The sequence below is a fragment of the Methylomonas stagni genome (genome assembly GCF_050154735.1).
GTDB lineage: Bacteria > Pseudomonadota > Gammaproteobacteria > Methylococcales > Methylomonadaceae > Methylomonas > Methylomonas koyamae_A.
Map to the genome: position 1 here is coordinate 1469468 of NZ_CP189557.1, position 25002 is coordinate 1494469.

General features: G+C 55.6%; 24 protein-coding genes and 2 pseudogenes. 19 read left to right on the forward strand and 7 right to left on the reverse strand.

Translation table 11 applies throughout. The annotated features are described in order from the left end of the window. Positions 1-111: 111 nt before the first annotated feature. On the reverse strand, positions 112-513 hold the full coding sequence (locus tag ACP4CD_RS06925; RefSeq protein WP_071159455.1) for a hypothetical protein: 402 nt from the start codon (positions 511-513) through the stop codon (positions 112-114). A 28-nt stretch (positions 514-541) separates the two neighbouring features. After that, positions 542-1000 carry a DUF302 domain-containing protein gene (locus ACP4CD_RS06930; RefSeq protein ID WP_071159457.1) on the reverse strand — a complete coding sequence of 153 codons (459 nt, stop codon included), beginning with the start codon at positions 998-1000 and terminating at the stop codon, positions 542-544. 17 nt (positions 1001-1017) lie between these two features. Between ACP4CD_RS06930 and mobA the strand changes: the two genes are divergently transcribed. The 5 genes and pseudogenes from mobA to ACP4CD_RS06955 all read left to right on the forward strand — a co-directional run bounded on the left by mobA (position 1018) and on the right by ACP4CD_RS06955 (position 5125). Continuing rightward, positions 1018-1605: a molybdenum cofactor guanylyltransferase MobA gene (gene mobA, locus ACP4CD_RS06935; RefSeq protein WP_071159459.1), complete on the forward strand. Its 588-nt coding sequence runs from the start codon at positions 1018-1020 to the stop codon at positions 1603-1605. Between the two features lie 75 nt (positions 1606-1680). After that, complete coding sequence (locus tag ACP4CD_RS06940) at positions 1681-2964, forward strand: DUF2130 domain-containing protein (RefSeq protein WP_426994054.1); 1284 nt, start codon at positions 1681-1683, stop codon at positions 2962-2964. Between the two features lie 122 nt (positions 2965-3086). Beyond that, positions 3087-3341 (forward strand): AbrB/MazE/SpoVT family DNA-binding domain-containing protein, encoded by a 255-nt coding sequence (locus tag ACP4CD_RS06945; RefSeq protein ID WP_426994055.1) that lies wholly within the window; start codon positions 3087-3089, stop codon positions 3339-3341. Positions 3342-3364: 23 nt separating this feature from the next. After that, positions 3365-3742 (forward strand): annotated as a pseudogene (locus ACP4CD_RS06950) (type II toxin-antitoxin system PemK/MazF family toxin). 201 nt (positions 3743-3943) lie between these two features. Then, entirely contained in the window at positions 3944-5125 is a 1182-nt protein-coding gene (locus ACP4CD_RS06955) for a hypothetical protein (protein WP_426994056.1), read from the forward strand. A gap of 19 nt (positions 5126-5144) precedes the next feature. Here ACP4CD_RS06955 and ACP4CD_RS06960 read toward each other — a convergent pair whose 3' ends face one another. Next, positions 5145-5321, reverse strand: coding sequence for a hypothetical protein (locus tag ACP4CD_RS06960; protein ID WP_426994057.1), 177 nt, complete (start codon positions 5319-5321; stop codon positions 5145-5147). A gap of 186 nt (positions 5322-5507) precedes the next feature. Between ACP4CD_RS06960 and ACP4CD_RS06965 the strand changes: the two genes are divergently transcribed. After that, entirely contained in the window at positions 5508-7673 is a 2166-nt protein-coding gene (locus tag ACP4CD_RS06965) for an ArsR family transcriptional regulator (RefSeq protein WP_426994058.1), read from the forward strand. 35 nt (positions 7674-7708) lie between these two features. Beyond that, the gene (locus ACP4CD_RS06970; RefSeq protein ID WP_426994059.1) at positions 7709-7876 is read left to right on the forward strand and encodes a hypothetical protein; all 168 of its coding nucleotides are present in this window, start codon (positions 7709-7711) and stop codon (positions 7874-7876) included. Between the two features lie 562 nt (positions 7877-8438). On the opposite strand, the gene ACP4CD_RS06975 is transcribed toward ACP4CD_RS06970, so the two are convergent. Beyond that, on the reverse strand, positions 8439-8912 hold the full coding sequence (locus ACP4CD_RS06975) for a hypothetical protein (RefSeq protein ID WP_426994060.1): 474 nt from the start codon (positions 8910-8912) through the stop codon (positions 8439-8441). A 544-nt stretch (positions 8913-9456) separates the two neighbouring features. Between ACP4CD_RS06975 and ACP4CD_RS06980 the strand changes: the two genes are divergently transcribed. The 3 genes and pseudogenes from ACP4CD_RS06980 (at position 9457) to bamE (ending at position 12443) form a co-directional block, all read left to right on the forward strand. Then, entirely contained in the window at positions 9457-9714 is a 258-nt protein-coding gene (locus tag ACP4CD_RS06980) for a hypothetical protein (protein ID WP_426994061.1), read from the forward strand. A 679-nt stretch (positions 9715-10393) separates the two neighbouring features. Next, positions 10394-11748: pseudogene (locus ACP4CD_RS06985) on the forward strand (IS1182 family transposase). Between the two features lie 326 nt (positions 11749-12074). Further along, positions 12075-12443, forward strand: a complete 369-nt coding sequence (bamE, locus tag ACP4CD_RS06990; RefSeq protein ID WP_426994062.1) for an outer membrane protein assembly factor BamE domain-containing protein — start codon at positions 12075-12077, stop codon at positions 12441-12443. Between the two features lie 264 nt (positions 12444-12707). Here the strand turns inward: bamE and ACP4CD_RS06995 are convergent, their stop codons facing one another. Next, on the reverse strand, positions 12708-13769 hold the full coding sequence (locus ACP4CD_RS06995; protein WP_426994063.1) for a hypothetical protein: 1062 nt from the start codon (positions 13767-13769) through the stop codon (positions 12708-12710). 457 nt (positions 13770-14226) lie between these two features. On the opposite strand from ACP4CD_RS06995, the gene ACP4CD_RS07000 reads away from it, so the two are divergent. Then, positions 14227-15096 carry an AraC family transcriptional regulator gene (locus tag ACP4CD_RS07000; protein WP_426994064.1) on the forward strand — a complete coding sequence of 290 codons (870 nt, stop codon included), beginning with the start codon at positions 14227-14229 and terminating at the stop codon, positions 15094-15096. Positions 15097-15225: 129 nt separating this feature from the next. Here ACP4CD_RS07000 and ACP4CD_RS07005 read toward each other — a convergent pair whose 3' ends face one another. After that, positions 15226-16245 (reverse strand): SPFH domain-containing protein, encoded by a 1020-nt coding sequence (locus ACP4CD_RS07005; protein WP_071159476.1) that lies wholly within the window; start codon positions 16243-16245, stop codon positions 15226-15228. Positions 16246-16304: 59 nt separating this feature from the next. Here ACP4CD_RS07005 and ACP4CD_RS07010 point away from each other — a divergent pair, with 59 nt between their 5' ends. The 3 genes from ACP4CD_RS07010 to ACP4CD_RS07020 all read left to right on the forward strand — a co-directional run bounded on the left by ACP4CD_RS07010 (position 16305) and on the right by ACP4CD_RS07020 (position 19818). Then, positions 16305-16928 carry a TPM domain-containing protein gene (locus ACP4CD_RS07010; protein WP_426994065.1) on the forward strand — a complete coding sequence of 208 codons (624 nt, stop codon included), beginning with the start codon at positions 16305-16307 and terminating at the stop codon, positions 16926-16928. Then, the gene (locus tag ACP4CD_RS07015; protein ID WP_426994066.1) at positions 16925-18427 is read left to right on the forward strand and encodes a TIM44-like domain-containing protein; all 1503 of its coding nucleotides are present in this window, start codon (positions 16925-16927) and stop codon (positions 18425-18427) included. Before ACP4CD_RS07010 ends, ACP4CD_RS07015 begins: the two co-directional genes overlap by 4 nt. A 248-nt stretch (positions 18428-18675) precedes the next feature. Continuing rightward, positions 18676-19818 carry a TIGR03118 family protein gene (locus ACP4CD_RS07020; RefSeq protein WP_426994067.1) on the forward strand — a complete coding sequence of 381 codons (1143 nt, stop codon included), beginning with the start codon at positions 18676-18678 and terminating at the stop codon, positions 19816-19818. A gap of 101 nt (positions 19819-19919) precedes the next feature. Here the strand turns inward: ACP4CD_RS07020 and ACP4CD_RS07025 are convergent, their stop codons facing one another. Next, a complete protein-coding gene (locus tag ACP4CD_RS07025; protein ID WP_426994068.1) occupies positions 19920-20501 on the reverse strand; it encodes a TVP38/TMEM64 family protein in 582 nt (193 codons plus the stop codon). Between the two features lie 576 nt (positions 20502-21077). Here ACP4CD_RS07025 and queF point away from each other — a divergent pair. From queF to secD, 5 genes are all read left to right on the forward strand, one after another. Beyond that, on the forward strand, positions 21078-21467 hold the full coding sequence (gene queF, locus ACP4CD_RS07030) for a preQ(1) synthase (RefSeq protein ID WP_064025988.1): 390 nt from the start codon (positions 21078-21080) through the stop codon (positions 21465-21467). A gap of 16 nt (positions 21468-21483) precedes the next feature. After that, positions 21484-21762: an EscU/YscU/HrcU family type III secretion system export apparatus switch protein gene (locus ACP4CD_RS07035; protein ID WP_064026042.1), complete on the forward strand. Its 279-nt coding sequence runs from the start codon at positions 21484-21486 to the stop codon at positions 21760-21762. Between the two features lie 3 nt (positions 21763-21765). Beyond that, positions 21766-22626 (forward strand): archaetidylserine decarboxylase, encoded by an 861-nt coding sequence (gene asd, locus ACP4CD_RS07040; protein ID WP_426994069.1) that lies wholly within the window; start codon positions 21766-21768, stop codon positions 22624-22626. Positions 22627-22722: 96 nt separating this feature from the next. Beyond that, the gene (yajC, locus tag ACP4CD_RS07045; RefSeq protein WP_064025993.1) at positions 22723-23064 is read left to right on the forward strand and encodes a preprotein translocase subunit YajC; all 342 of its coding nucleotides are present in this window, start codon (positions 22723-22725) and stop codon (positions 23062-23064) included. A 75-nt stretch (positions 23065-23139) separates the two neighbouring features. Continuing rightward, positions 23140-24987, forward strand: coding sequence for a protein translocase subunit SecD (gene secD, locus ACP4CD_RS07050; RefSeq protein ID WP_071159494.1), 1848 nt, complete (start codon positions 23140-23142; stop codon positions 24985-24987). Positions 24988-25002: the final 15 nt, after the last annotated feature.

A 25002-nucleotide genomic window follows, 5' to 3' on the forward strand; every position in this document is an offset into this window, starting at 1 on the left:
CGACGCCGGCAAACCGGCCGATAGCCCTTTTGCCGGCGACGCGACCACCGAGCGGAACGCGGAACCGCCGCTGAACGCAAGCCCGTCCACGTATCGGTTGGCGACAACAGCTTATTTCACGAAGCAGGCTTTTTCGGCCTCGGCATCGGCTTCCTTCAATTTGGCGCGCAAGTCCTTGCTCTGTTTGGCATCGCGGAAGGCCGCGCCGGATTCGCCGGGAGCTTTCTGCATTTGCGTATAGGTGCGCGCCGCCTCGTATTCGGCAAAAGTCAGTTTCTCGGCGATCTTATCCACCTTGCAGCCGCAGGCGTATTGGGTGATGTAACTACCGCTGCCGCCGCGCTTGGCCATGCATTCCAACACGTACTCCACCCGGTCGCGGGTCGGAAAGTCGTTGACCCTGGTCAGTTGTGTTTCGGCGGCCGGCGCCTCGGCCTGGGTATTTTCCTGCTGAGCGGCGCAGCCGGTTAGCAACGCGAACATGACAACGGTCGAAAACAAGGTTTTTTTCATGGTGTATTTCGGATGGGGTTAAGTGAAATCAGGGTTGGGCGGCGAAATCGACGATTTGCCGCAATTGCGGATTCATTTCCTTGGCAAACGCGTTCAAGGCCGAATTATCGGTGTCCTCGGGCAGTAAATGGGTTTTGATCCGGGTCTTGCCTTCGAACTGGTAGGTCACCACGTTGCACGGCATGAAACCAATCGCGTGCGGCGTAATCTCCAACACCACCTTCGCCAGCGTCAGATTGCAAAACTGGACCGTGTCGTACTCGGGAAAGCCGATCGCGCCGCGATCGCGAATCACCTTGCCGACCCGGCTGTGACCTGTGATGCGGAAATTGTGTTCGGCTATCGCCACCTCCAGTTCGGCCAGCACCTCATCGTAGGGCTTGACGGTTTCGACTTGGTAATACGGCACCAACTCGGTATTCGGCGGCAGCCCCGCGCAGCTTGCAAACAGCGGCAGGCTTGCGACAATGACGGCTCTCTTCAACATCGGCAAAGTTTATCATCATGAACGGGCAAAACACAGTCGCCGGCTTGGTCCTGGCGGGCGGCCGCGCCAGACGCATGGACGGCCGCGACAAAGGCTTGCTGCCCTTCCGAGGCTTGCCGCTGGCCGCTTACGGTTTAGCCGCGTTGCAACCCTTGGTGGGCGCTACCTGGATCAGCGCCAACCGCAATCGCGACGCCTACCGTCAACTCGGCTATCCGGTAATTGCCGACGCCAACACCGACTTCGACGGCCCGCTGGCCGGTATTCTGGCCGGCATGCGAGCCTGCGATAGCGAGATTCTGCTGATCTTACCCTGCGATACGCCGTTGATCGAAACCGCCGATTTACAGCGACTGCTAACCGCGTTAAGCGACGAGCCAGCGATTGCCGCCGCCCACGACGGCGAACGCTGGCATCCGACCGTCGCCGCGTTGCGCACCCACCTTGCCGCCGATCTGCAAGCCTATCTGGACCGCGGCGAACGCAAATTGCAACTGTGGTTTGCCGAGCACAACCCAGTCCTAGTAGATTTCTCGGATCGGCCTGGCATCTTCGCCAACGTGAATACCGCACTGGACCTGGCCGAGCTGGACCGGCACACCTAAGTAGTGTTCCCGTTAGACGAAACCAATCCGTGCCGGTATCATGCCGCTCCCAAATCCGCCGACTTTCCAACCCACATGACCGAAGCCACCATCACCTGCCCCAATTGCAGCACGCAAGTACCGTTGACCGAATCGCTGGCCGCGCCGCTGCTCGCCGCCACCCGCAAACAGTTCGAGCAGCAGTTACAGCAAAAAGACCAAGCCATCGCCCTGCGCGAACAAGGCATCAAGGACCAGGAGAAACAACTGGCCGAAGCCAAGCGCGGCCTGGACGATCAAGTCGCGCAGCAAGTCGCCAAACAATTGCAAGCCGAGCGTCAGCGCGTAATCGAGGAGGAAACCCGCAAAGCCAAACAGGCTGCCGCCGCCGAACTGGAGCACAAAAGCCGGGAGCTGGCCGAACTGAACGAAGTATTGAAAGTCCGCGACGCCAAACTCGCCGAAGCCCAACAAGCCCAAGCCGAGCTGATCAAGAAACAACGCGAACTGGACGACGCCAAGCGCGAGCTGGAACTGACCATCGAAAAACGCGTACAAACCAATCTGGCCGAAGTGCGCAACCAGGCCAAACGCGAAGCCGAGGAAGGCCTGAAACTGCGGGTAATGGAAAAAGACCAGACCATCGCTTCCATGCAGCAAAAAATCGAAGAGCTGAAACAAAAAGCCGAACAAGGCTCACAGCAATTGCAAGGTGAAGTACAGGAACTGGAGCTGGAAAACCTGTTGCGCGCCAAGTTTCCGTTCGACAACATCGAACCGGTCGCCAAGGGCGAATTCGGCGGCGACCTGCTGCAACGCGTGGTCGGTGGCTCCGGTCAGTCAGCAGGCAGCATCCTCTGGGAAGCCAAGCGTACCAAAAACTGGAGCGACGGCTGGTTGGTGAAACTGCGCGAAGACCAGCGCAACGCCAAGGCCGACATCGCCGTGCTGGTCAGCCAGGCTCTGCCCAAAGGTGTGGACAGCTTCGAAGTGATCGACGGCATCTGGGTCACCGCCCCACGCGCCGCCCTGCCGGTCGCCACCGTGCTACGCCACACCCTGCTGGAAGTGGGCATGGCCCGCCTCGCCGCCGAAGGCCAACACGGAAAAACCGAGATGGTCTACCAATACCTGACCGGCCCGCGCTTCCGTCACCGGGTGGAAGCCATCGTCGAAGCCTTCTCCACCATGCAGGAAGACCTGGACAAGGAACGCAAAGCCATCACCAAACAATGGGCCAAACGCGAGGCGCAAATCGAGCGGGTGATGAACGCCACGGTCGGCATGTACGGCGACTTGCAAGGCATCGCCGGTAAATCGTTACAAGAAATCGAAGGCTTGGAGATGCGGGCGTTGGGGATGGATGATGAGTTGGATTGAGCTAACGACCAGCCGGTCGGTCTGGCTCCCAAGCTCCGGCTTGGGAACCAGAGAAATTCACAAAACTGACCCAAATATAAAACGATGTTTATACTCACGTTTAAACATTCAAGGGAAGCATCATGACCGAAGCCATACTCGATATCAAACAATGGGGTAATAACCTGGGCGTGCGCCTACCCGCGGCCATTGCCAAAGCCGCCCATTTGCATAACCATCAACGAGTGCGAATTTCCGTTGAAGACGACAGGGTGATTATCACGCCGATAGCCAATGAAGCCTTGACGTTGGAGCAGCGCTTGGCTCGCTTCGATCCCGAGCGGCACGGTGGCGAAGCGATGGCGGTCGCGGAAGAAATCGGTGCCGAACGTTGGTAAGCCGACAGCAAACAACGGCCTGGGTGCCGGAACGGCAAGACATCATCTGGATCGATTGCAATCCGCAGGTCGGCCAGGAAATGCGCGACATCCATCCGTTTTTGGTGCTCTCTCCGCGCATCTTCAACGAAAAAACCTAGCTGGTGATCGGCCTGCCGATGACCACCGCTGCCTACAACGCCGACAATCCGTTTGCGGTGGCAGTCGATAAAGCCGTTGGCCGCAAAGCCGAACAAACCAGCTATGTACCGTGCCACCAACCCAAATCGTTCAACTGGCGCTTGTGCCAGGTCAAACCGCATCCGCTCAAATCCTTGCCCGGCGATTTGTTCGCTCAGGTTTGCGAGCGCTTGAATCGGATTATTCAGATGGGTTCGGGGGTGATCCCTCTGGATTGTTAAGGTTAGAGTGGAGTCATCCCAAACTCTCCCTGTGCCGATATCGCAAACGAACGGATTTCTCCAATCTCCGCTTGGGAGTTTGGATGGATAGGGGTCTCTTTGTTTTGCCCAGTCTATGTGTTTGGCTATAGCGCTAAAAATACGTTAAAATTAACGCACGTTATTTTTAACGTATCAAATACATCTATCAACGAGGCGCTTATGAAAGCCAATCCCGGCGGCCAGATCGATTTAAACGAAATCATAGGCCGCGATCGCGTCATCGAACAGCTGTGGGAAACCTTGGAGCAGCAATCGATACGCATCAACGCCGAACGCCGCATCGGTAAAACCACCGTCATCAAAAAACTTTGCGCATCGCCTAATGCCGGTTGGGTACCGATTTTCCAGGATTTGGAGCAATGCCATAGCGCCATGGATTTCGCCCAAGCCGTTTATCGGGAAGTCGATGCTTACCTATCTGCACGGCAACAAACCGCGCGTCGGGCAAAGGATTTTTTAAAAGCCATCGGCGGCACGGAAATCAAAGGTGTGCTCAAGTTGCCCGCTTTTAACGACCAAACGCCTTGGAAGACGTTGCTGAGCAAATCGATCGAAGATTTGGTCGAATCCCAACACCAGCAAAACGAGCGGCCTTTGTTGCTTTGGGACGAAGTGCCGCTGATGTTGCAAAGCATCGCCGCTCGCGAGGGCCAAGCCGCCGCGATGGAAGTATTGGATACCTTGAGGGCACTACGCCAGGAATTAGGCGGCCAGGGCTTGCGCATGATCTTGACCGGATCGATCGGCTTTCACCACGTCATCGACAGCCTGAGACAACAAGGCTATGCCAATTCGCCGTTGAACGATTTATATGCCTTCGAATTGCCGGTTTTGGAACCCAATTTCGCGCGGGAATTGGCAGAAAAATTGATCGCGGGCGAAAACATCGCCACGTCCGATGCGGCCATGTCCGCCCAAACCGTCGCTGAACGAGCCGACGGGTTTCCGTTTTACATCCACCACATCGTCAAGGCGGTGAAATTATCCGGACAAGAAGCGACCGCCGAGGTAATCGACAAGCAAGTCAGCAAACAAATGTTGGATAGCAACGATCCCTGGGAGCTGACGCATTACCGCGACCGAATCTCGACTTATTACGGGGCCGGTTTCGAAGCAGCCGTTTTAGCACTGTTGGATAGCATCGCGGTGCGCGACGACACAACGGCGGTCAACACCATACTCCATGAGCTGAAAAGCCAAGGCTTGGCCGTGGACAGGGAAGCATTGCTGAAACTGCTGAAAGCGGTCGAACAAGACCACTACCTCGCCAAAGACGAACAAGGCTACCAGTTTCGTTTCCCGTTGTTGAAACGCTGGTGGCGCTTGTCGCGCGGACTTTAGGAGGCGAAAGATGAGCGAATCAGCCTTTTTGTCGGTATTCACGCCGAGCCGGACCGCGCCGGAAGATTTGGAAGCCATCTTCGTCCAGCGCCATGCGCTGCTGGCTGACGCGGTGGAACGGGTTAGGGAAAGCGCCGACAGCGGCCATAAACATCATTTGCTGTTCGTTGGCCCGCGCGGCACCGGAAAAAGCCATTTTTTGACGTTACTGGTTCACCGCGTCGGCCTGGACGACAGCTTGCAAGAGTCGCTGCGGATTGCTTGGTTGAACGAGGACGAAACCAGTACCACGCTGCTCGAACTGTTGCGCCGCATTTATTTGGCGCTGACTAAGCGCTACCCCGACGACTACCGCGCAAACGATTTGGAACCCATTTACGATTTGGAGGCCGAGGCCGCCGAACGCTTGCTGGCCGGGTTATTGTTGGAAAAACTGAGAGGCAAAACGCTGCTGGTTGCATTGGAAAATCTGGACGCCTTGTTCGAAGGCCTGGGCAAAGCCGGCCAACAACGCTTGCGCGCCTTCATTCAGGAACATCCCGTGATGACTATCGTCGCCACCGCCCAACGTTTGGTAGACGATGTGTCCAAGCGTAACAGCACCTTCTTCGGCTTTTTTCAGACCGAAATGTTGGCGATGTTGTCGGTGGAAGAAGCCGCCGAATTGCTGAGCAAAATCGCCGCACTCAACCGCCTGGACAAAGCCGCCGCCTTTTTACGCAGCCCCACCGGCCGTTCGCGGGTTCGAGCTCTGCATCATTTGTCCGGCGGCAACCACCGGGTTTATCTGGTGCTGTCGCAGTTCATTACCGGCGATAACATCAATGCTTTGGTCGAACCCTTCGCGAAAATGGTCGATGAAATGACGCCCTATTATCAGGAACGCATCCGCTGGCTGCCGCCGCAACAACGCAAGATCGTCGAATTATTATGCAGCCGGGAGCGGCCAACGCCGGTCAAGGACATGGCCCGCCACCTGTTCGCCAGCCAGCAAACCATCTCCAGCCAGCTTAAGGATTTGCGTGCAAAGGGCTACGTGCAATCGGCCCAGCGCGGCCGCGAGTCGCTGTACGAAATCGCCGAGCCTTTGATGCGGATATGCGTGGAAATCAAGGAAAACCAGTCACCTGGTCCGTTGCGGCTACTGGTGGATTTTTTACGAGTTTGGTACGACGGCGTGCAACTCGACGAACGTTTGTCGGCCTGTGGCGAAGGCAGTTTGGCGCGTAATTATTTGCAGGCGGCAATCGATAGAAATTCGGTTTTGGGGAATTTGCGGGCTCAATTGTTAGTGGAGGATTTCCGGAACGAATTAAACGACGAGCAACGCGAAGAATGGATGTCATTAATTGAGGATTCAGTAGATGTTTCAGAAGAGTTGGCGCTTGCTTGCGGAGAGTTAGCCAAGGGAAATCACGAGCTAGGAATGAACATCTTAGAAGAAATATGCCGGGAAACCGACAAATATCCTCAGCGGCTCGTTGAAATAGCATTTGCCATCGCAGCCAGAGAAAATTTTAAATTCGGCCAAATCGAAGCGGGCATTCGAATGGTAGATAGTATGCTTGAATGGTCAAAAACGCCAAATAAGCTATTTTTAACAATTGTTAACCTTCGAGGAACGGTTTACAAAGAATCAGGTGAGACTACAAAAGCGCTTGATGACTATAGTAGGGTAATCGAATTCTTCGATGTGGCGCCGGAACAAACTGCAAAAGCGCTTATTCAGCGCGGCAGAATAAGAGGTGAATTGGGCGAAATCGAAGAGGCCTTGAGAGATTTCGATAGTGTTGTCGAATTGCATGACATTTCGCCTGATTTGATAGCAAGTGCGTATTACAACCGAGGTTTTACGCTATGGCAACTGGGCGACTTTAGTGGGGCGATTTCTGCTTACACATTAGGGATCGAAACTCCTGAGCAATCGCCAGTGGCAATGGCGAATGGTTTTTTTGGCCGAGGCCTACTCTATTCCGTGGAGAATAAGCTTGAAGGCGCTGTCCGCGATTTTAATATGGTTTTATCTATCCAAAATCTACCTGAAGAATTAACAGTAGATACTCAATTCACGCTGGCATTAATGCATTTCATGTCAGGCCGTTGGATGAAAGGGATAGTGAGACTTGCCGACGGTTTAGGTAAATTAACAGCAGACATTCAACCGGAAGAAGCGCAATTTACAGCCATGGTCGCTTTTGTCTATACAAGCAGCTTCTCAACAGCAGCCCGCAAACAACACATCGCCGAATTGGCGCAAGTTTTCGAACAACACCACGCCTCGAATTACCTCGGCGAAGCCCTAATACGCCATTTGGGTAGTATCCACCGCGATCCCGACGAAACACCTAGCTCCGAGAATCTGGAACAATGGTATTCGGCTTGGGAAGCCTCCGGCACAAACAGCGAAGCTCTGAAATTGCCGCTACGCCTGTTGCGCACCGGCATCGACTTTCTGAAATCCGGCGCTCAGGACCGTAGCGTTTTGCTGGACCTGAACCAAGAAGAACGGCAAATTTTGGTTCAGACTTTCGGTCTCGAGGAAGCCTGAGCAAACCTATTCGTCCTCGGAAAAGCTTGCATATCATGCTGGATTCCCGACGGTTTTTACGGCGCGGCAGCGGGTTTCATCTTTACGGTTACGTGATCCTGGAAAATCACGTACATTTGATTGCCGCATCGGCGGATTTGAGCCGGGACATGCGGCGGTTTAAGGCTTATACCGCCAAGCAAATCGTCGGTCATTTGCAATAAAGCGGTTCGGCGCGGGTGCTGGAATTCTTGGCGTTGTTGAAGCGGCCGCATAAGATCGAGAGCGAATATCGGGTTTGGGAGGAAGGTAGTCATCCGCGGCGGATCGAATCCGAGGCGGCGATGCGGCGGATCGAATCCGAGGCGGCGATGCGGCGGAAGCCGGTTTACATCCACCTTGACCCGGTCAAACGCGGCTATGTGGATTTGCCGGAGCATTGGCGTTATTCCGGTTCGCGGCATTATACGGGCGCGGAGGGATTGGTCGACGCGATCAAAGACTGGCGAGAATTTGGGAAGCTGGCGCTTCCGAGGCGGGGTTCGAAAGGCGGCCTACATCGATTTAGCGAAAGCGCGATCCGGCGCCATCGTCCCGGATTTGTTTCAAGACCGCCATGCCCGCCGGAAAGCGAGCACCCAGTGCCATGGCGGTATGGCTTAAGTCCGTCCGGCGTCCGGATTCGCTCCTAGCTCTAACGGGTCCGGCCATCCATCCCGAAACACGATGCTTGTTGAGTCATCTAACAACGTTGAATGAAACCTACGCCGAATTCCGACGAAAGCCTCAGCATCGGGTATAGCTGGGGTTCGGCCGAGCGAAAAATACTCGACGCCGCATATCGCCGGCTCGGCGCCGAGCAAAAAGACTCGGCGTCGCATATCGCCGGCTCGACGCCGGGCAAAAAAGACTCGACGCCGCATATAGCCGGCTCTGCGCCGGGCAAAAAGACTCGGCGTCGCATATCGCCGGGTCGACGTCGGGCAAAATAGACTCGACGTCGAGTATCGCCGGCTCGACGCCGAGCAAAAAATACTCGGCGTCGCATATCGCCGGCTCGACGCCGGGCAAAAAAGACTCGGCGTCGCATATCGTCGGCTCGCCGCCGGGCAAAAAATACTCGGCGTCGCATATCGCCAGCTCGACACCGGGCAAAAAAGACTCGGCGTCGCATATCGCCGGCTCGCCGTCGGAAAAAAAGACTCTGCGTCGAGTATCGCCGGTGCTCAGGCCGGATTTGCCGATGGCATTCGCGTCCACGCGGCGCGCTCCGGCGGACGCCCGTTCAAGCCGAGCGTTTCAGCGGCATTCTGTACAGGATTAGCGGCGCTGGGGTTGGCGACTCTCTCTACCGGGCGCGCCGGTAGAATAGGATCGAGTGGTTAACCCGGCCCCGTGTATCGCCGGCATTTCGTTCGGACTGGGCTCGCCTAAACCCAGGCTGACGCGCCCTTCGACAGCGAACGGCATTGAAGGGCCGGGTTCGCCGGCTGGCTGATCGGGCCGATGGTTTAATACCCTCGTGGTTCAGGTCTGTTACCGCCATTGCCCTGGAAATCCAAGCTCGACGCTTGGCCAAAGGCTGGAATCCGCATCGTTAAACAAAGCGCCGCACCGGTCTGGTTCCGGTCCGCTCGCGCTTTTATGCCGCCGCGATTTGCATTGCGATGGGTCGTGTGATAGAAATTTTTTGGCAATCGGAGAAAATCCGACTGCGCTCGGTGTCCGACCGTCGAGAAAATTCGATCGGAACGAACGCCGATTCTCAACTCAATAATTACTATAAAACCGAGGAGTCCGAGTTATGAAGAAAGCTCTATTCACCACTATCGCATCGCTGTTTCTCGCTTGGCTGCCGTCGTTGTCGCACGCCGGCGACGCCGATACTTGCAAGGGTTGCCACAACGGTTCGGTAGCGCCCAGCTTCGAAACCTTGAAAGGCAAGTTCAAAACGGCCGACGAGTTGGTCGCCGGGGCGAAAGCCTCGAAAAACGACATGATGAAGCCGATGCAGGCCGACACCGCCAAGTTGAAAACGGCGGCCGCTGAAATCCTGAAATAAGCGGCCCGATCGGCCGGGTAACCGGCCACGAACCGTTAAGAGGAGCCCCGAGCGCCACCCGGCGTTCGGGGCTTTTTCATTTAGGCAGCGGTTCAACGGCGAGCGGTCGAATAGCCCCTTCCCGCCCTTGACCTATCGGGTTCCGACCGGAACCGGCCCGATTCCTAAAAACCGGACCAGACAGTCATCCGTAGTTGGGCGAACGCGAAGCGGTGATGCGGTAAAAGCTGGATTGCCGCCACCGGAATCCGGTAAACAGCCACCCAGTGGATTTAAATGCCGACCCTGGAAATCATGCCGCCGGGATGTTTGATAGCGGCGGTTCCTGACTTTCGATTCCGCCGCTTTCGATAAGCGAGTTCCCAAACACGAACGCCGGGCGTAGACAAGCGCAAATTCGGCTGTCGATTGGCAATCGGGCCGCGCGATAAGTTGGTTTTTTGGCGTACCCTGTCTGTCCAGGATAACTTATGGGATAATTCGCCTCGCGTACCCGCGAGATCAAAAATCTCGCTCAATCGCACCGCATAGAGGATGACTTAGGCTGAGAGTTAACCTGAATTGTCCTTGTTAATTTCTATCTAGGAGCCTGTCGGACTTAAAAGCCAATAGTCCATTCGGTAACTTGGTTAGATAAAATAGGTGGTATAGAAAGAACCAGCAACCGGGAGAGCCCTTGATGAGTCGATTCATTCCTGTCAACCGCCATCAAGTCTATCTATTACCCCCTCGGTGGACGAATGGTTGCCGGAGGATCACTTGGCGCGTTTTGTCGTCGAAGTCATCGAGCAGTTGGATTTAAGCCGGTTGACGAGCCGCTATCAAGGTCGGGGTTCGGCGGCGCACCATCCGGCGATATTATTGGCACTGCTGGTCTATGGGTACGCCACCGGCGTGTTTTCCAGCCGGAAGATCGAACGGGCCACCTACGATTCGGTGGCGTTTCGTTTCTTGTCTGGTGATACCCATCCCGATCACGATACCCTGGCTCACTTCCGCAAGACGTTCCTGGTCGAGTTGGAAGACCTGTTCGTCCAAGTGCTGAGTCTGGCGCAAGCGATGAAGTTGGTGAAGCTGGGGCAAATCGCGTTGGACGGCACCAAGCTCAAAGCGAATGCCTCCAAGCACAAGGCCTTGTCCCACAGCCATATCGAAAAGCTCGAAGCACAGCTACGAGACGAAGTTCAGGCCTTACTGCAAAAGGCCGACGAAACCGACGCGGTGGACGACCGGGACGGCCTTGATCTGCCGGACGAATTGGCGCGGCGGGAAGACCGGCTGAAAGCCTTGCGTGAAGCGAAAGCCAAGATCGCCGAGCGGGCCAAACCGCGCGACGCGCAAGCCGAACAGGCATACGAGGACAAGGTGTCCCGCCGGGAAGCCCAGCGGCAAGCTGGCCAAAAGCCGCGAGGCCCGGAACCCAAGGCGCCGGTAGCCGGCCCCAAGCCCGACGATCAAATCAACCTGACCGACGAGGAATCGCGCATCCTGCCGAGTCACGAAGGCTTTGTGCAAGGCTACAACAGTCAGGCCGCCGTCGATGTCGATACGATGCTGATCGTGGCCACCACGGTCACGCAGCAGACCAACGACAAACAACAAGTTGAGCCGATGCTGGCCGAACTGAAAAAACTGCCCGACGCCTTGGGCCAAGCCGAAGCCCTACTGGCGGACACCGGCTACTTCAGTGCCGCCAACGTCCAGGCTTGCGAACGAAACCGGATCGAACCTTTAATCGCCATGGGCCGTGACAGTCATCATCGGCCGTTGGCGGAACGTTTAGCCCCGGATGCGCCGGAACCGACTGGCGACGATCCGCTGGAAAAGATGGCTTGGTACTTGAAAACCCGCGAAGGCAAAGCCCGTTATGCCAAGCGCAAATGCACGGTGGAACCCGTGTTCGGGATCATCAAACAGGTACTCGGCTTTCGCCAATTCTCCTTACGCGGTCTGGATGCGGTCACCGGTGAGTGGAAACTGGTGACCATGGCCTTCAACTTGAAACGGATGCATATCTTGGCGAGGGTCGTCTAATGGTCGAAACGATTGGTCAGCAAAAGGCTCGATTGGCGTTATCGGAATCCAACGCCAAAACGCTCGCCTAACCAGTGGCAAATCCTTCCTTCGACCGCCGTCTTCGCTGAGTTGGATGACAACAGAAGTGCTGGTAAGTTAAGTCCGACAGGCTCCTAGCGCTATTCAATCAACTTAGTCAGTTATGGTTGATTGTGAATTCAATTGCCGCCGGCGGATCATGACTATCAGGCTGATAGGCTTTAACCCTAATCCGTTTCAATATAGCGGCAATGAAACCGGTATTTTTATGAAAATTTTAATATTAAATCAGGATATGGATTCCAATGAAAAGCAAATTACCAGTCATTTTTTCCGCAATCATCATCGCAACAACCCTAACTGCCTGCTCTAAACACTCTGGCAATGTTAAAGCAACGGATCAAAACCTAGTGGATCAGATAAAAATTGGAAAAACCACCAAGGCGGAAGTCAAAGCGTTGTTTGGCGAAACAACCAATATTATGAGAATGCATGGCACCGAAACCTGGAATTACAATTATAGCCAAACCGATATTGGCGCAAAAGCTTTTGTACCGTTTGCCAACTTAACCGGAGAATCCGCGGTCGGCGTAAAAATGACGACCTTGGGCATCCAGTTTGATGATAACGGAATCGTCAAAAATGTAACCAGTAACACAGGCGGTAACCGTTAACCGCTAACGAAACAGAGGCTGGGTAAAGCTAAGCGATACCCAGCTCTTGCTCAATATGAATTAGTCCAGTCAACTCTTTCTACCGACAATAAAACCGGTCGCTGCCTGGCATACTGGATTATTTTTTCAAAAAAGCGCCTGCGATTTAGACGGCACCTCGTTTGTTCTAATTTTTCTCAAGCCTTTAACGAGGATTCAATCTATTCCAAAGCGCGGAACAAGAAAATCGCCCTGTTCCGCTGACAGGAAAACGATAGTTTTAGACTACAGACTTGCTCGACTATTTCGACGATTGAGCCAAGCCAGCCCTAATAGGGCGGAATTGAACAACACAAACCCGCCCGGCAGCGGAACTGCCGCTATATCGAAATGCCGCAAGGCATTACTTGAACTGTCGAAAGCCCAAAAGTCGTCGCCATTCGGATTCAAACCGAAAACCGACGTCGAAAAGCCCAGCGAACCTAATTCCGCCCCAGTCACCGCATCGTAAAAATGATTGGCGCCGAAAGCGAAATGGCTGGTCGCCGCATAAATAATTTCCGGAAACACCCGTTGGTTATGCGACACATCAAGCGCATCGACTTGCAAATCCCCATAATACAGCGAACTACCGTCCGTCGATAATACAACGCTACCGCCGTGATTTTGCGCGGAGCCGTATAGACCAGAGCTATCCACCACTTTAAAACCGGCGCTGGTCAATGTCACTGCTCCAACCTCTTGCGAGCTTGAGCCTGAGTCTCCATACAAGATTCTATGGCTATTGGCGTCATATTCGATATCTCCACGATAAAACGTCCAACCGGAGACCGCATTCGTTTGAGTATTGCTAGCGCTGCCCCAAGTATTGGCTGTTAGCGTAATCCACTGATCGAGAGAACTTAATACAAATTGATTGTCGGATATGGCTTCGATATGGCCGGCCACTTGATCGGTCGTTTTGGCTTGTACGGTTTTGGTCCCTAAATCGAAGCGATAAACATAGTGTTGAGATGCCGGCGTACCGTAGCCGATATTTTCGCCGCCGTAATCCGCCGCATATACGAATCGGCCGCTAGGACTCAAATCCAAATCGGTAATCGAGGATTGGCTTAACCAAGTTTTCCGGCTGTTATCGGATAAATCAAAAGCTTTAACAGCGCTGCCTGAGTTGCGAGTAATCAGAAAATTATAATTTGGAGCATAAATAATTTCATTAATACCTCCAACCGACGCAATTGAACCGGTTTCGGTAAATAATGCTGCTTCGGCGGTATTAAAACCAGCAAAGTTTGCAATGCAAACTCCGATTGATAGCAGTTTAATCGGATTTTGACGGTGTGACATAAAAACTCCTTTTCAACACGGTTAATAGAAGATGCCCGCGACCAGAATAAAACATATTTTCAGGCCGGCCAATTAACATTGAATTCCGGGCCGGGCGAGCGCAGTCTATAACAGCCACCGAAGAAAAGTCTAACAAATAATTTGATCGGCCTTTAAGATTAACTTAAGCCTACCCTATACCATTTTAAAAAACTCGTTTATACATCGGGCTTATTATTCTAGCCATTACTTATCTCCAAACTCGGCTTGAGAACCCGCGTAATATCCATTGGAGGACAGCGCCATGCTTTTCCGCTCTCGGCGATACGGCCTTTGAATGCGCGATCCGTCAATCCCGGGTCCATCGGAAACATCAACGATATTAGTACCGGCCCAACACGCCGCGATCTGAGCACGTTCGGTCAGGCGGCGAGTTTCGGCGCTTGTTACAGTAAGCCCCGAATCAGGAGGTATGACCGTGACAGACACAGTAGCGAACGCGGCCTATGCGGCGCGCTTCGATCGGGTTTTCGAGTATATCGACCGGCACTTGTTCGAGCCGCTGTCGGTTGACGAACTGAGCCGGCAGGCACATTTTTCCCGCTTCCATTTTCAACGGCAGTTTTCCGCCTATACCGGGCTGAGCACGACCCGCTACGTGCAGCTATTACGCTTGCGCAAGGCCTCGTATCAACTGGTGTTTCAGGAACGGCGGCCGATTACCGATATTGCGTTGGAAACCGGATTCGGTAACGCGGAATCGTTCTCTCGCGCCTTCAAAAAATGCTTCGGACAAACGCCGACTCAATTCAGAACCCAACCCGCATGGCAGCCGTGGAACCAGCGCATGCGCTTACCCCAACGTATCAGGAGTCGCTTTATGCAAGTCAACATCATCGAATTTTCCGAAACTTTGATCGCCGTGCTGGAACACCGCGGTGCGCCCGGCTTGGTAATGGACACGGTTCGAACCTTCATCGATTGGCGCAAGCGGAGCGGCCTGTCGCCGATTGCGACGAGTCGGACCTTCGGTATCGCCTACGACGACCCGGCCGTGACACCGCCGGACGAGTTTCGCTTCGATGTCTGCGGCGAGGTCGAGCAAGCCGTGCCGGAAAACCCGCAAGGCGTGGTCAATAAACGCATCGCGGCGGGCCGCTATGCCGTGGTGCGCCATACCGGTTCGACCGACCGAATCAGCGATAGCGTGTATTACCTGTTCCGCGACTGGCTGCCCGACAGCGGCGAGGAGTTGCGGGACTTCCCGCTGTTTTTTCACTATATCAAGCGCGTGCCGGAAACGCCGGAGCATGAACAGATCACGGATATCTACCTGGCATTGGCGTAAACGCCGGCACTCGAGCGGCCGTGTTAGCGTGATTTACGGCTTCTTGCGTGCAATTCGTGCAGTATCGCGCTCGGTTCCGTCCCGACTGCCCGCCCCGCAATCATCTACTCGAGCTTAAACAACGCGCCGTTACATCCCGTCCAAAATACTCTTCTTCTTTTCCGCGTACTCCTCGGCGGTGATTAACTCGGCTTCGAACATTTTTTTCAGTTGCGCGAGTTTTTCCATCGGATCGGCGGCGACCGGCGCGGGCGCGGCTCCGCCGGCCGCGGGATTGTTCATCGCTTGCGCGATGTTCTGACCGAAACTGATGCCGGCGCCCAAGCCCATGCCCATCCCGGCACCGCCGCCTTCGTTGCGGGCGGCTTCGCGCATCGCCTCCAATTGCTGGATACGGGCATAATCCAGACCGACTTCCTTGGCGGCCTGGGCTTCGGCGGTCATGTCGGCGATGCGGTTGATGCGTTTCAGGGTGTCTTCGTCGAAGTCGGTGCCTTCGATTCTGAAGTCGGTGATCGCGAAGCCCAGTTCCGCGAACATCGGCAGCAACTTTTGCAGCACGCCGGCGGCGATTTCTTCGCGATTGGTATCGATATCCAGATAACCGAAGCGGCTGGTGGCCAGAAAATCGGCCAGCGGCTGGCCGAGCCGCGCGACGATCACGGTACGCAATTGATCGGTGGTAAAGGCCTTTTGCTCTCCGACCACGTTGACGAAAAACTCGGCGGGCTCGGCGAGACGGTAACTATAATTGCCGTAGGCGCGCAGACCGACCGGAAATTTATAGGTTGGGTCCAGATATTTGATCATCGAAGTGGTACCCCACTTCTGATCTAAAATCACGGTCTTGCGGTAGAAATAAATGCCGACCTTGTACTGGCTTTCGAAAAACTGCATGAAGCTGGCAATCGTGGTCCAAAACGGGATGTTGTCGGTCTGCAGGTTGTAGGAGCCTTCGGTGTCGAACACCGCCTGCACTTTGCCGCGATAGACGAAGATGCAACCCTGGCCGGGGCCGACGATCAAGGTCGAAGCGTTTTTGATTTCGTCGCCGTTGTCGGTCCATTGTTCGAACAAGGCGTTCGGCGCCGGCTGTTGCCATTCGATAACCGAGCGCAGTTGGCGTTGCAAACCGTCGAAAAGTCCCATGATTGTCCCCTGAGAATAAAACTTGGAAACCAACTATAGAGCACGGCGGTGAAAAAGCGATGAAACGATATTTGGCGGCAGACTATCAGGCCCGGTTATGGGAGGCGATCAAGCATATCGAACGCGGTTCGCAAGCCGAAGTCGTGGTGGTGTTCCGGGCGCGCTCGGCCGAATACGGCTCGGTGCCGTTGGTCTGGGGATTGGCTGCGGCCTGGCTGTGTTTTACGCTGCTGATGTACGCGCCGGTCGAGTTCGAAAACTGGCTAATCTACTACGCCCCGCTGCTGGCTTTCGCTTTTGCTTACGCCGTCGCCACGTTGCCGATCATCAAGCGCTTTAGCGTACGCCGGGCCCGTCTGGACAAGGCGGTGGAAATCCTGGCTCGGGCGATCTTTCAAAAAGCCGGCATTCAGCATACGAGCGGCAAGACCGGCTTGCTAGCGTATTGCTCGCTGTTGGAGCGGCGAGTGTTTCTGTTGGCGGATCGGGGACTGGAGCAGGCGATTCCGCAACCGGTTTGGCGGACGCTGCAAGCCGAGTTCGATGCGGTCTTCGCCACCGGCCGGCCCGAGCAGGCTTTGCTGGCGGCCTTGGCTAACGCCGCCGACGCCTGCGCCCGCTACCTGCCGGTGCGCGCCGGCGACCTCAACGAATTGCCGGACCGGCTGGACGTCGATTTATGAAAAAGTGGCTCGCGATACTGGCGTTGGTCGGCTTGACCGTTTCCCAAGCGCTGCCGGCCCGGCCGGGCGGCGGGCATTCCAGCAGTTCGCACAGCTCATCGAGTTCGCACAGTTTTAGCGGCGGCTCGCATTCGAGTTCCGGTTGGAGCACCCACAGCGGCGGATCGTCGGCCGCTCATCCGATGTCGACGCTGGAAGCGTTGGTCCTATTTTTAATTATCGCCGCGATCGTCATTTACATCATCCACCAACAATCGCAAACCCGCGCCATCCCCGCCACTCCGCCGCCGGAAGTCCGCGTCCGCCGACAAAACGGCATTGCCGAGCAAATCGCCGCGCTGAAGCGGCTGGACCGCCACTTTTCGGCGATCGTGTTTCTGGAATTCGTGCATTCCCTGTATTGCAAATTTTACGAATACTCGACCAAGCCGGAATTCGAGTACTTGTCGCCATTTTTGAGCGCCGAGCTACAAGGCCATTTCAGCAAAGCCCAGCCCTGGACCGTCAGCGAAATCGTCGTCAACGGCATGCGCTGGCTCGCCGTCGACACGACCGGCGCCGACGGCGACAGTATCGACATCGAGATCGACGCCAACTACAGCTTGGACCTGCAAGACGCGCATTCGCGCTACGCCGTCGTCGAGCGTTGGCGGCTATACCGCCGCAAGGGCTTGCTGTCGGCGGAACCTGAAAAAATGCAGACCCTGAGCTGCCCACAATGCGGCGGACCCGCGCATTTTACCGATACCGGCGTGTGCGGCTATTGCGGCGCGACCGTACAAAAAGGCGGCGAGCAATGGTGTCTGGGCAAGCGCGTCGTGGTCGGTACCCACGCGGTGCCGGCGGACGAAGGCTTGGCGGCCTACGCCGATGAGCAAGGCACGCAAGCCGTCACGATCAAACAAAGCGATCTGATCGAACAGATCAATGCTTGGCAGCAACGATACGGCCTCGCCGATTGGACGCCGTTCTGGACGCCGTTTCAGAACGACGTGGTGCGCCCGTATTTCTTGACTATTTATGCTTGCTGGAGCCGGCGCGACTGGCAAGCGGCCCGGCATTTGCTGTCGGACCGACTCTACGAAACCAACGCCTTTTGGCAAAAAATGTACGTCGCGCGCGGCTGGTTCAACCGGTTGGACAATCTGCGGATCGAGCAAGTCGTTTTGGCGAAAATCGATAGCGACCTGTTTTACGAAGCCGTCACCGTACGCATCTTCGCCGCCTGCAACGATTACACCGAAGACGGCAACGGCAAACTGGTCGGAGGCTCCAAATCCAAGTTGCGGCGCTATTCCGAATACTGGACCTTCGTCCGCCGTACCGCCGCCGAACGCCGCGACCAGCCCTACGCGCTAAACCAATGCCCCAGTTGCGGGGCCCCGGCCGACAACATGGGCCAAAGCGGCGAATGCGGTTATTGCGGCAGCAAGATCAGCACCGGCCAGTTTTCCTGGGTACTGTTTTTGATCGAGCAGGACGAGGTGTATGCGGGTTGACGCATGTCGTCGCCGACCGTTTACAACTGCTCGTACGCCCTATCAAGAAAGATTTTTGGGAGCAATTGAACTTTTGGCCGACTAATCGTATTAACGGTTGCCACCCGTTCGTTCGCGTCTACCCTAGCAATGTAACTCCCCTAGGCCTTCGGTGTTGCCATCGCATCAATGACCGGGCAACGGCTGCGCGCACGTCTATACCGTCATCCAATCGCAGGTCTTTAACGTTATTTTTGGAGAAAATCGCTATGAGTACCTTATCCAAGCTTTCTTATTTTTCTCGCAGAACACTTTGGACTTTACCGTTATCCGCCGCGCTGAGCTTCGGTCCGCTGTCAACGGCGGCGGCAACCTCATTCTCGCGCGTCGATTTAGTCACTGACGATCAAGCGGCGAATCCCGCGCAACTGACCGACGCCGGCTTAGTCAATGCGTGGGGCATTTCTTATGCCCCTACCGGCCCGTTTTGGATTTCCGATAACGGTACCGGACTATCCACGCTATACAGTGTGAATCCGGATACCAACGCCACCGCCAAAATCGGCTTAACCGTGTCGATTCCAGGCGCGGGCAATGTCACCGGCCAGGTATTCAACGATAACCTTGCCGCGTTCAACGGCAACCGATTTATTTTCGTTAACGAAGACGGTACGGTATCGGGCTGGCGAGGCGCATTGGGCACCTCGGCCGAAACGCTGGTCACCGGCTCTTCGCAAAATCTTTACAAAGGCGTGGCGGAAGCGGCCTTGTCCGGAAACAGCTACCTGTATGCCGCCAATTTTAAATCCGGTCGTATCGACGTTTTCAAAGGCACGCCGGCGGCGGACGACTTAAGCGGTCAATTTACCGACCCCAATTTGCCGAACGGTTACGCGCCCTTTAATATTCAAAACCTGAACGGAACGCTCTACGTCACTTACGCCTTGCAAGACGCAAACTCGCCCGACGAAGTGGCCGGCGCCGGCTTGGGCTTTGTCGATGCGTTCGATCTACAAGGCAATTTACTGCAACGCGTCGCCAGCCAAGGGACGTTGAATGCACCGTGGGGATTGGCAATCGCGCCGGCATCGTTCGGCGAATTCGCCGGCGATTTATTGGTAGGCAACTTCGGCGACGGCACCATCAGCGCGTTCAAGGCATCGGACCATAGCTTCGCCGGACAATTGACCGGTACCGACGGCAATCCGCTGACCATCGACGGTTTGTGGGCTTTATCGATAGGCAACGGCGCGCTAGCCGGCAGCGCCAACGAGCTTTATTTCACGGCCGGTCCCAACGACGAGGCGCACGGACTTTTCGGTACGGTTGCCGCCGTTCCGGTTCCGGCAAGCGCTTGGTTGTTCGGGACCGCAATCCTCGGTTCATTCGCTAAGCGCCGCGCCAAAAGCTGATTAAGCCATTCTCGTTAATTCACGGATGAGGCGCATCGGCGGAGAACGATGCGCTTTACCGACATCATCCGTCCCGAGTACCTCGACCGGACGGATCGGAGTCAACCACGGCTCGGATGTTTCTTGTTTAACAGCACCGGCACCAGCGACAGTGCCGCGACCAATAAAATAGCCGCAAGTACCGGCGGCTCCAACAACTGGTTAAACGACGCGATCCGCTCCAGTTTTTCGCCGCCGTTGGCGTAAATCAACGAAGTCGGCAACACGCCCAATATCGTACTCAGACAATATTGCCGAAACGATACTCTGGAAATCCCGGCGGTGATATTGATGATAAAATATGGCACCACCATGACCAGTCGTAAACTCAGGAAATAATAAAAGCCATTATGTTCCAACTCGGTATCGATATTTTTTATTCGATCGTAATAGCTTTTTTCAAACCACCCTTTTAACGCATAGCGGCTAATGGCGAACCCGACCAAACAGGCTAAAATAGTCGCCCCGACATTATAGATAGCTCCCAGATAAAACCCGAAACAATAGCCGCCCAACACTTTGATCGCCGCGGCGGCCGGTACCGGGGAGTTGACGAAAACGACACAAGCCAGAAAAAACAAAACCACCGAAAACGAGTAATGATCTTGAATAAACCGACTTAACCAAACTTTATTAGTTTTCACCGTTTCCAGCGTCAAATTGTCGGCATAATAGATTGAAACTGCCAAAAACAAAATAAATAACAACGCCAAAGCATATTTTTTTATTATCACAAAACCGCCATCTTCGAATAAATCCCTAGCCGTATCACTCTGGAGAACTCGTGCGGGTACGACTGGTTGTTTCTCTGCCGACCAGGTCCGTTCATCAACGCGACGTGACACCCACACCCAACGAGAGTCTGTCAATGTCATCGGACACAACCCCATTTAAACCCGTGCGCGGGGCGGACAATCGCGACTAACGACATGTTCTATATTCCATTTCTCGGGGCAATAAGCCTCACGGGATCGTTCGGCGGCTGATCCGCCCACGGGCCAACACTTTCCGCACAGCCGCTCGCGAAGAATCCTCCAATTGATACCATGCCCGGATGACGGCAATAAGACAACGCCGTTCGACCATAGGCATTTAAACTGAAACTAGCGAAGATCGCCCGCGCGCGACAATCGGCCGTCATTGCGAACCGATAGCTGGTAAAATTGTCGGATCGCCGACATTCGGCGGCATTTCGAGCGATCAATTCTAATAAGTCCATCATGAGTACCCAACCCAGTTCCGACCTGACCACTTTCGAAAATCCCAGACCGGCGCGCGATTTCACGATCCGTATCGACATTCCGGAGTTCACCTGTCTGTGCCCGATGACCGGCCAGCCGGATTTCGCTAAATTGACGCTCGAATACGTGCCGGATCGGCTGTGCGTCGAATTGAAATCGCTAAAACTGTATATGTGGACCTTCCGCGAGCGCGGCGCCTTCCACGAAGCGGTCACCAACGAAATTCTCGATCACATCGCCGCGGCGACCCAACCGAATTTCATGCGCTTGCGCGCCGACTTCAATGTGCGCGGCGGGATCTATACGACGGTGGTCGTCGAACATCGCAACCCGGCTTGGCAAGCGCCGACGCCGGTCCAGTTGCCCTGATCCGATCCGTCCGATGATGAGCGGTAGAACCTTCTACAACGCCGACATCGCCGTCGCTCTGAAATACGACGGCAAGAACGCGCCCAAGGTCACCGCCAAGGGCGAAGGTTTTACCGCTCAACAAATTCTGGCGATTGCCGAAAAACACGACATTCCGCTACAAAATCAACCCGAACTGGCGCGCATTCTGGCCCAGGTGCCGCTCGGCGACGAGATACCCGAACAACTCTACGTCGCCGTCGCGGAAGTCATCGCCTTCGCCTATCTGATCGCCGGCAAAACGCCCGACCTGTAATCCATGAATTTAAAAGAATTGTTAACCGTCCTGCCGCAATACGGCTTGCCCCATCACGCGCTGTCGAATCTGATGGCCAAGCTGACCCATTGCCGAAACCCGACCTGGAAAAACCTGTTCATCAAGACCATCGTCCGCCTGTACGGCGTGAACATGGCGGAAGCCAAATATCCAGACCCGGACAGTTACGCCAGTTTCAACGAATTCTTCACCCGCGAATTGCAAGACGGCGCCCGCACTTTTGCGTCGGGCCGCGACGAGCTGGCTTGCCCGGCGGACGGCGAAGTCAGTCAAGCCGGCACGATCGAGGCCGGGCGGATTTTCCAAGCCAAGGGCCACGACTACAGCGTGCTGGAGTTGCTGGGAGGAGACGCGGAACGCGCAGCTGCTTTCAGTGATGGTCGGTTTGCCACGATTTATTTGTCGCCCAAGGATTACCACCGCCTGCACATGCCGTTGGCCGGCACGCTGAAAGAGATGATCCACGTACCCGGCCGGCTGTTCAGCGTCAATAACACCACGGTCGGCGCGGTGCCGAATCTGTTCGCGCGTAACGAGCGGGTGGCATGCATTTTCGACACCGAAGCCGGGCCGATGGCCTTGATTTTGGTCGGCGCCATCTTCGTGTCCAGCGTCGAAACGGTATGGCACGGCGTCGTCACGCCACCAACCGTCAGCCAAGCGCGGGTTTGGCAATACGGCGCCGACGCACCGACGCTAGCTAAAGGCGCCGAGATGGGCCGCTTCAACATGGGTTCGACGATCATCGTCCTGTTCGGCCCCGAGCAAGTCGCCTGGCATGCCGATCTGACCGCCGGCCGGGCGGTCCGGCTGGGCGAAAGCATCGGTAGGCATTTGGTTTAACACCCTTAAAATGCGATCGGCGGCGGGCTATGGCATAATGCGCGCCTGTCCGCCCGGCCGGACCGCTAACAAAACGATAACAATTAGAGGACAACAATGAGTTTCTTGATTTCAGACGCGATTGCGCAAACCGCACCCGCCGCCCAACAACCCGGCATCGAAGGCATGCTGTTTCCGCTTGGCATCCTGATCTTTTTCTACTTCCTGTTCATTCGCCCGCAATCCAAGCGCAACAAGGAACAAAAACAAATGTTGGCCGCGCTCGGCAAGGGTTCGGAAGTGGTCACCAGCGGCGGGATACTGGGTAAAGTCGTCGATCTGGACGACAATTTCGTCAAATTGGAAGTCTCGGACAACACCTTCATCCAAGTCCAACGCCACGCCGTCGCGACGATGATGCCAAAAGGCACGTACAAAACCCTGAACAAAAAAGCCTAACGACTGCTCACAACGCCGCCCTCAATCCGCTCGCCCCTCCGGCGGCCTAGCTCGCGCAGCTATTAACGGAAACCTATGCAAAATCATTTTCCAGTCTGGAAGAACCTGATGGTTCTGACCCTTTTGGTGATCGGCACGCTCTACTCATTGCCGAATCTGTACGGCAACGATCCGGCGGTGCAAGTGGCTTCGTCCTCCGCCACGCCGTTGCAACAACGCCAAGCGGACGATGTCGCCGCCAGCATCCGCGACGCCGGTTTCACGACCAAGGCCTTCGAATTTACCGACGGCAAGGTGCTGGCCCGTTTCAACAATACCGACGAACAAATGAAAGTCGCCGACCTGTTGCGCGACAAGCTGGCCGAGCAAGCCACGGTCGCGCTCAATCTGGCGCCGGCCACGCCGGATTGGTTGCGCATGATCGGCGCGGAGCCGATGCATCTGGGTCTGGACTTGCGGGGCGGCGTGCATTTCCTGCTGGAAGTCGACATGGACTCCGCGTTGAAGCAAACCGAAGAACGCTATAACAACGACATCCGCACCGCCTTCCGCGACGCCAAGGTCCGTTATCAGTCGGTCAGCAAGGAAGCGAACGGCATCAAGGTGGTGTTGCCGAACGAAGAGGCCAGGGTCGCGGCGGCGGCGGTATTGAACAAGGATTTCCGCAATCTGGACCTGAAGGAAACCGGCCCCAACGAATTCACGTTGTCGATCACCGAGCGCGAATTGCGCGACATTAAAAAATCGGCGCTGGGCCAAAACATCACGACGTTGCGTAACCGGGTCAACGAGCTGGGCGTGGCCGAACCGATTATCCAGCAGCAAGGCGACAGCCGTATCGTCGTCCAACTGCCCGGCGTACAGGACACGACTCGCGCCAAGGAACTGCTCGGCACCACCGCGACGCTGGAATACCGCTTGGTCGACGTCGAACACGACGTGCAATCGGCCCTGTCCGGACATGAACCGGCCGGCGCGCGCCTTTACAAAGACAAAAACGGCAATCCGATTTTGTTGAAACGCTCGGTCATCGTCACCGGCGACCAAATTACCGACGCTTCGTCCGGCATGGATCAGGACGGCCAATCGGCGGTCTTCATCACCTTGGACGGCGCCGGCGCCAAAAAAATGGGCAAATTGACCCAGGAAAATATCGGCAAGCCGATGGCGGTCGTCTTCATCGAATACAAATCCGAGACCCGCGTCGTCAACGGCGAGAAAGTTCAACACAAGGAAAAAGTCGAAAAAGTCATCAGCGTCGCGACCATTCGCGACAGTTTCAGCAAACGCTTTCAAACCACCGGTCTGGACAGCCCCGAGGAAGCCCGCACCTTGGCCTTGTTGCTGCGCGCCGGCGCCCTGGCCGCGCCGGTCGAAATCGTCGAGGAACGCACGGTCGGTCCCAGCCTGGGTCAGGAAAACATCGACCAAGGCATGAACTCCATCGTCGCCGGCTTCTTGCTGGTCGTGGTCTTCATGGTGATTTACTACCGAGCCTTCGGCCTAATCGCCAACTTTGCGCTGCTGTTCAACGTGGTACTGCTGATTTCGATCATGTCGGTGCTACAAGCGACGCTGACTCTGCCGGGCATGGCCGGTATCGTATTGACGGTGGGTATGGCGGTGGACGCCAACGTCTTGATCAACGAACGGATCCGCGAGGAGCTGCGCCACGGCAACAGCTTGCAAACCAGTATCTACATGGGTTACGAAAAAGCCTTCGCGACTATTTTGGACTCCAACGTGACCCACTTCATCGTCGCGATCCTGCTGTTCGGTTTCGGTACCGGCCCTGTCAAGGGCTTCGCGCTGGTTCTGGTGATCGGTATCGCCACTTCGGTGTTTACCGCGGTCACCAGCACCCGGATGCTGGTCAATTGGTTCTACGGCAGCAACAGCGACCCCAGCAGGCTGTCGATCTAATCCGCCCGCGCCGCT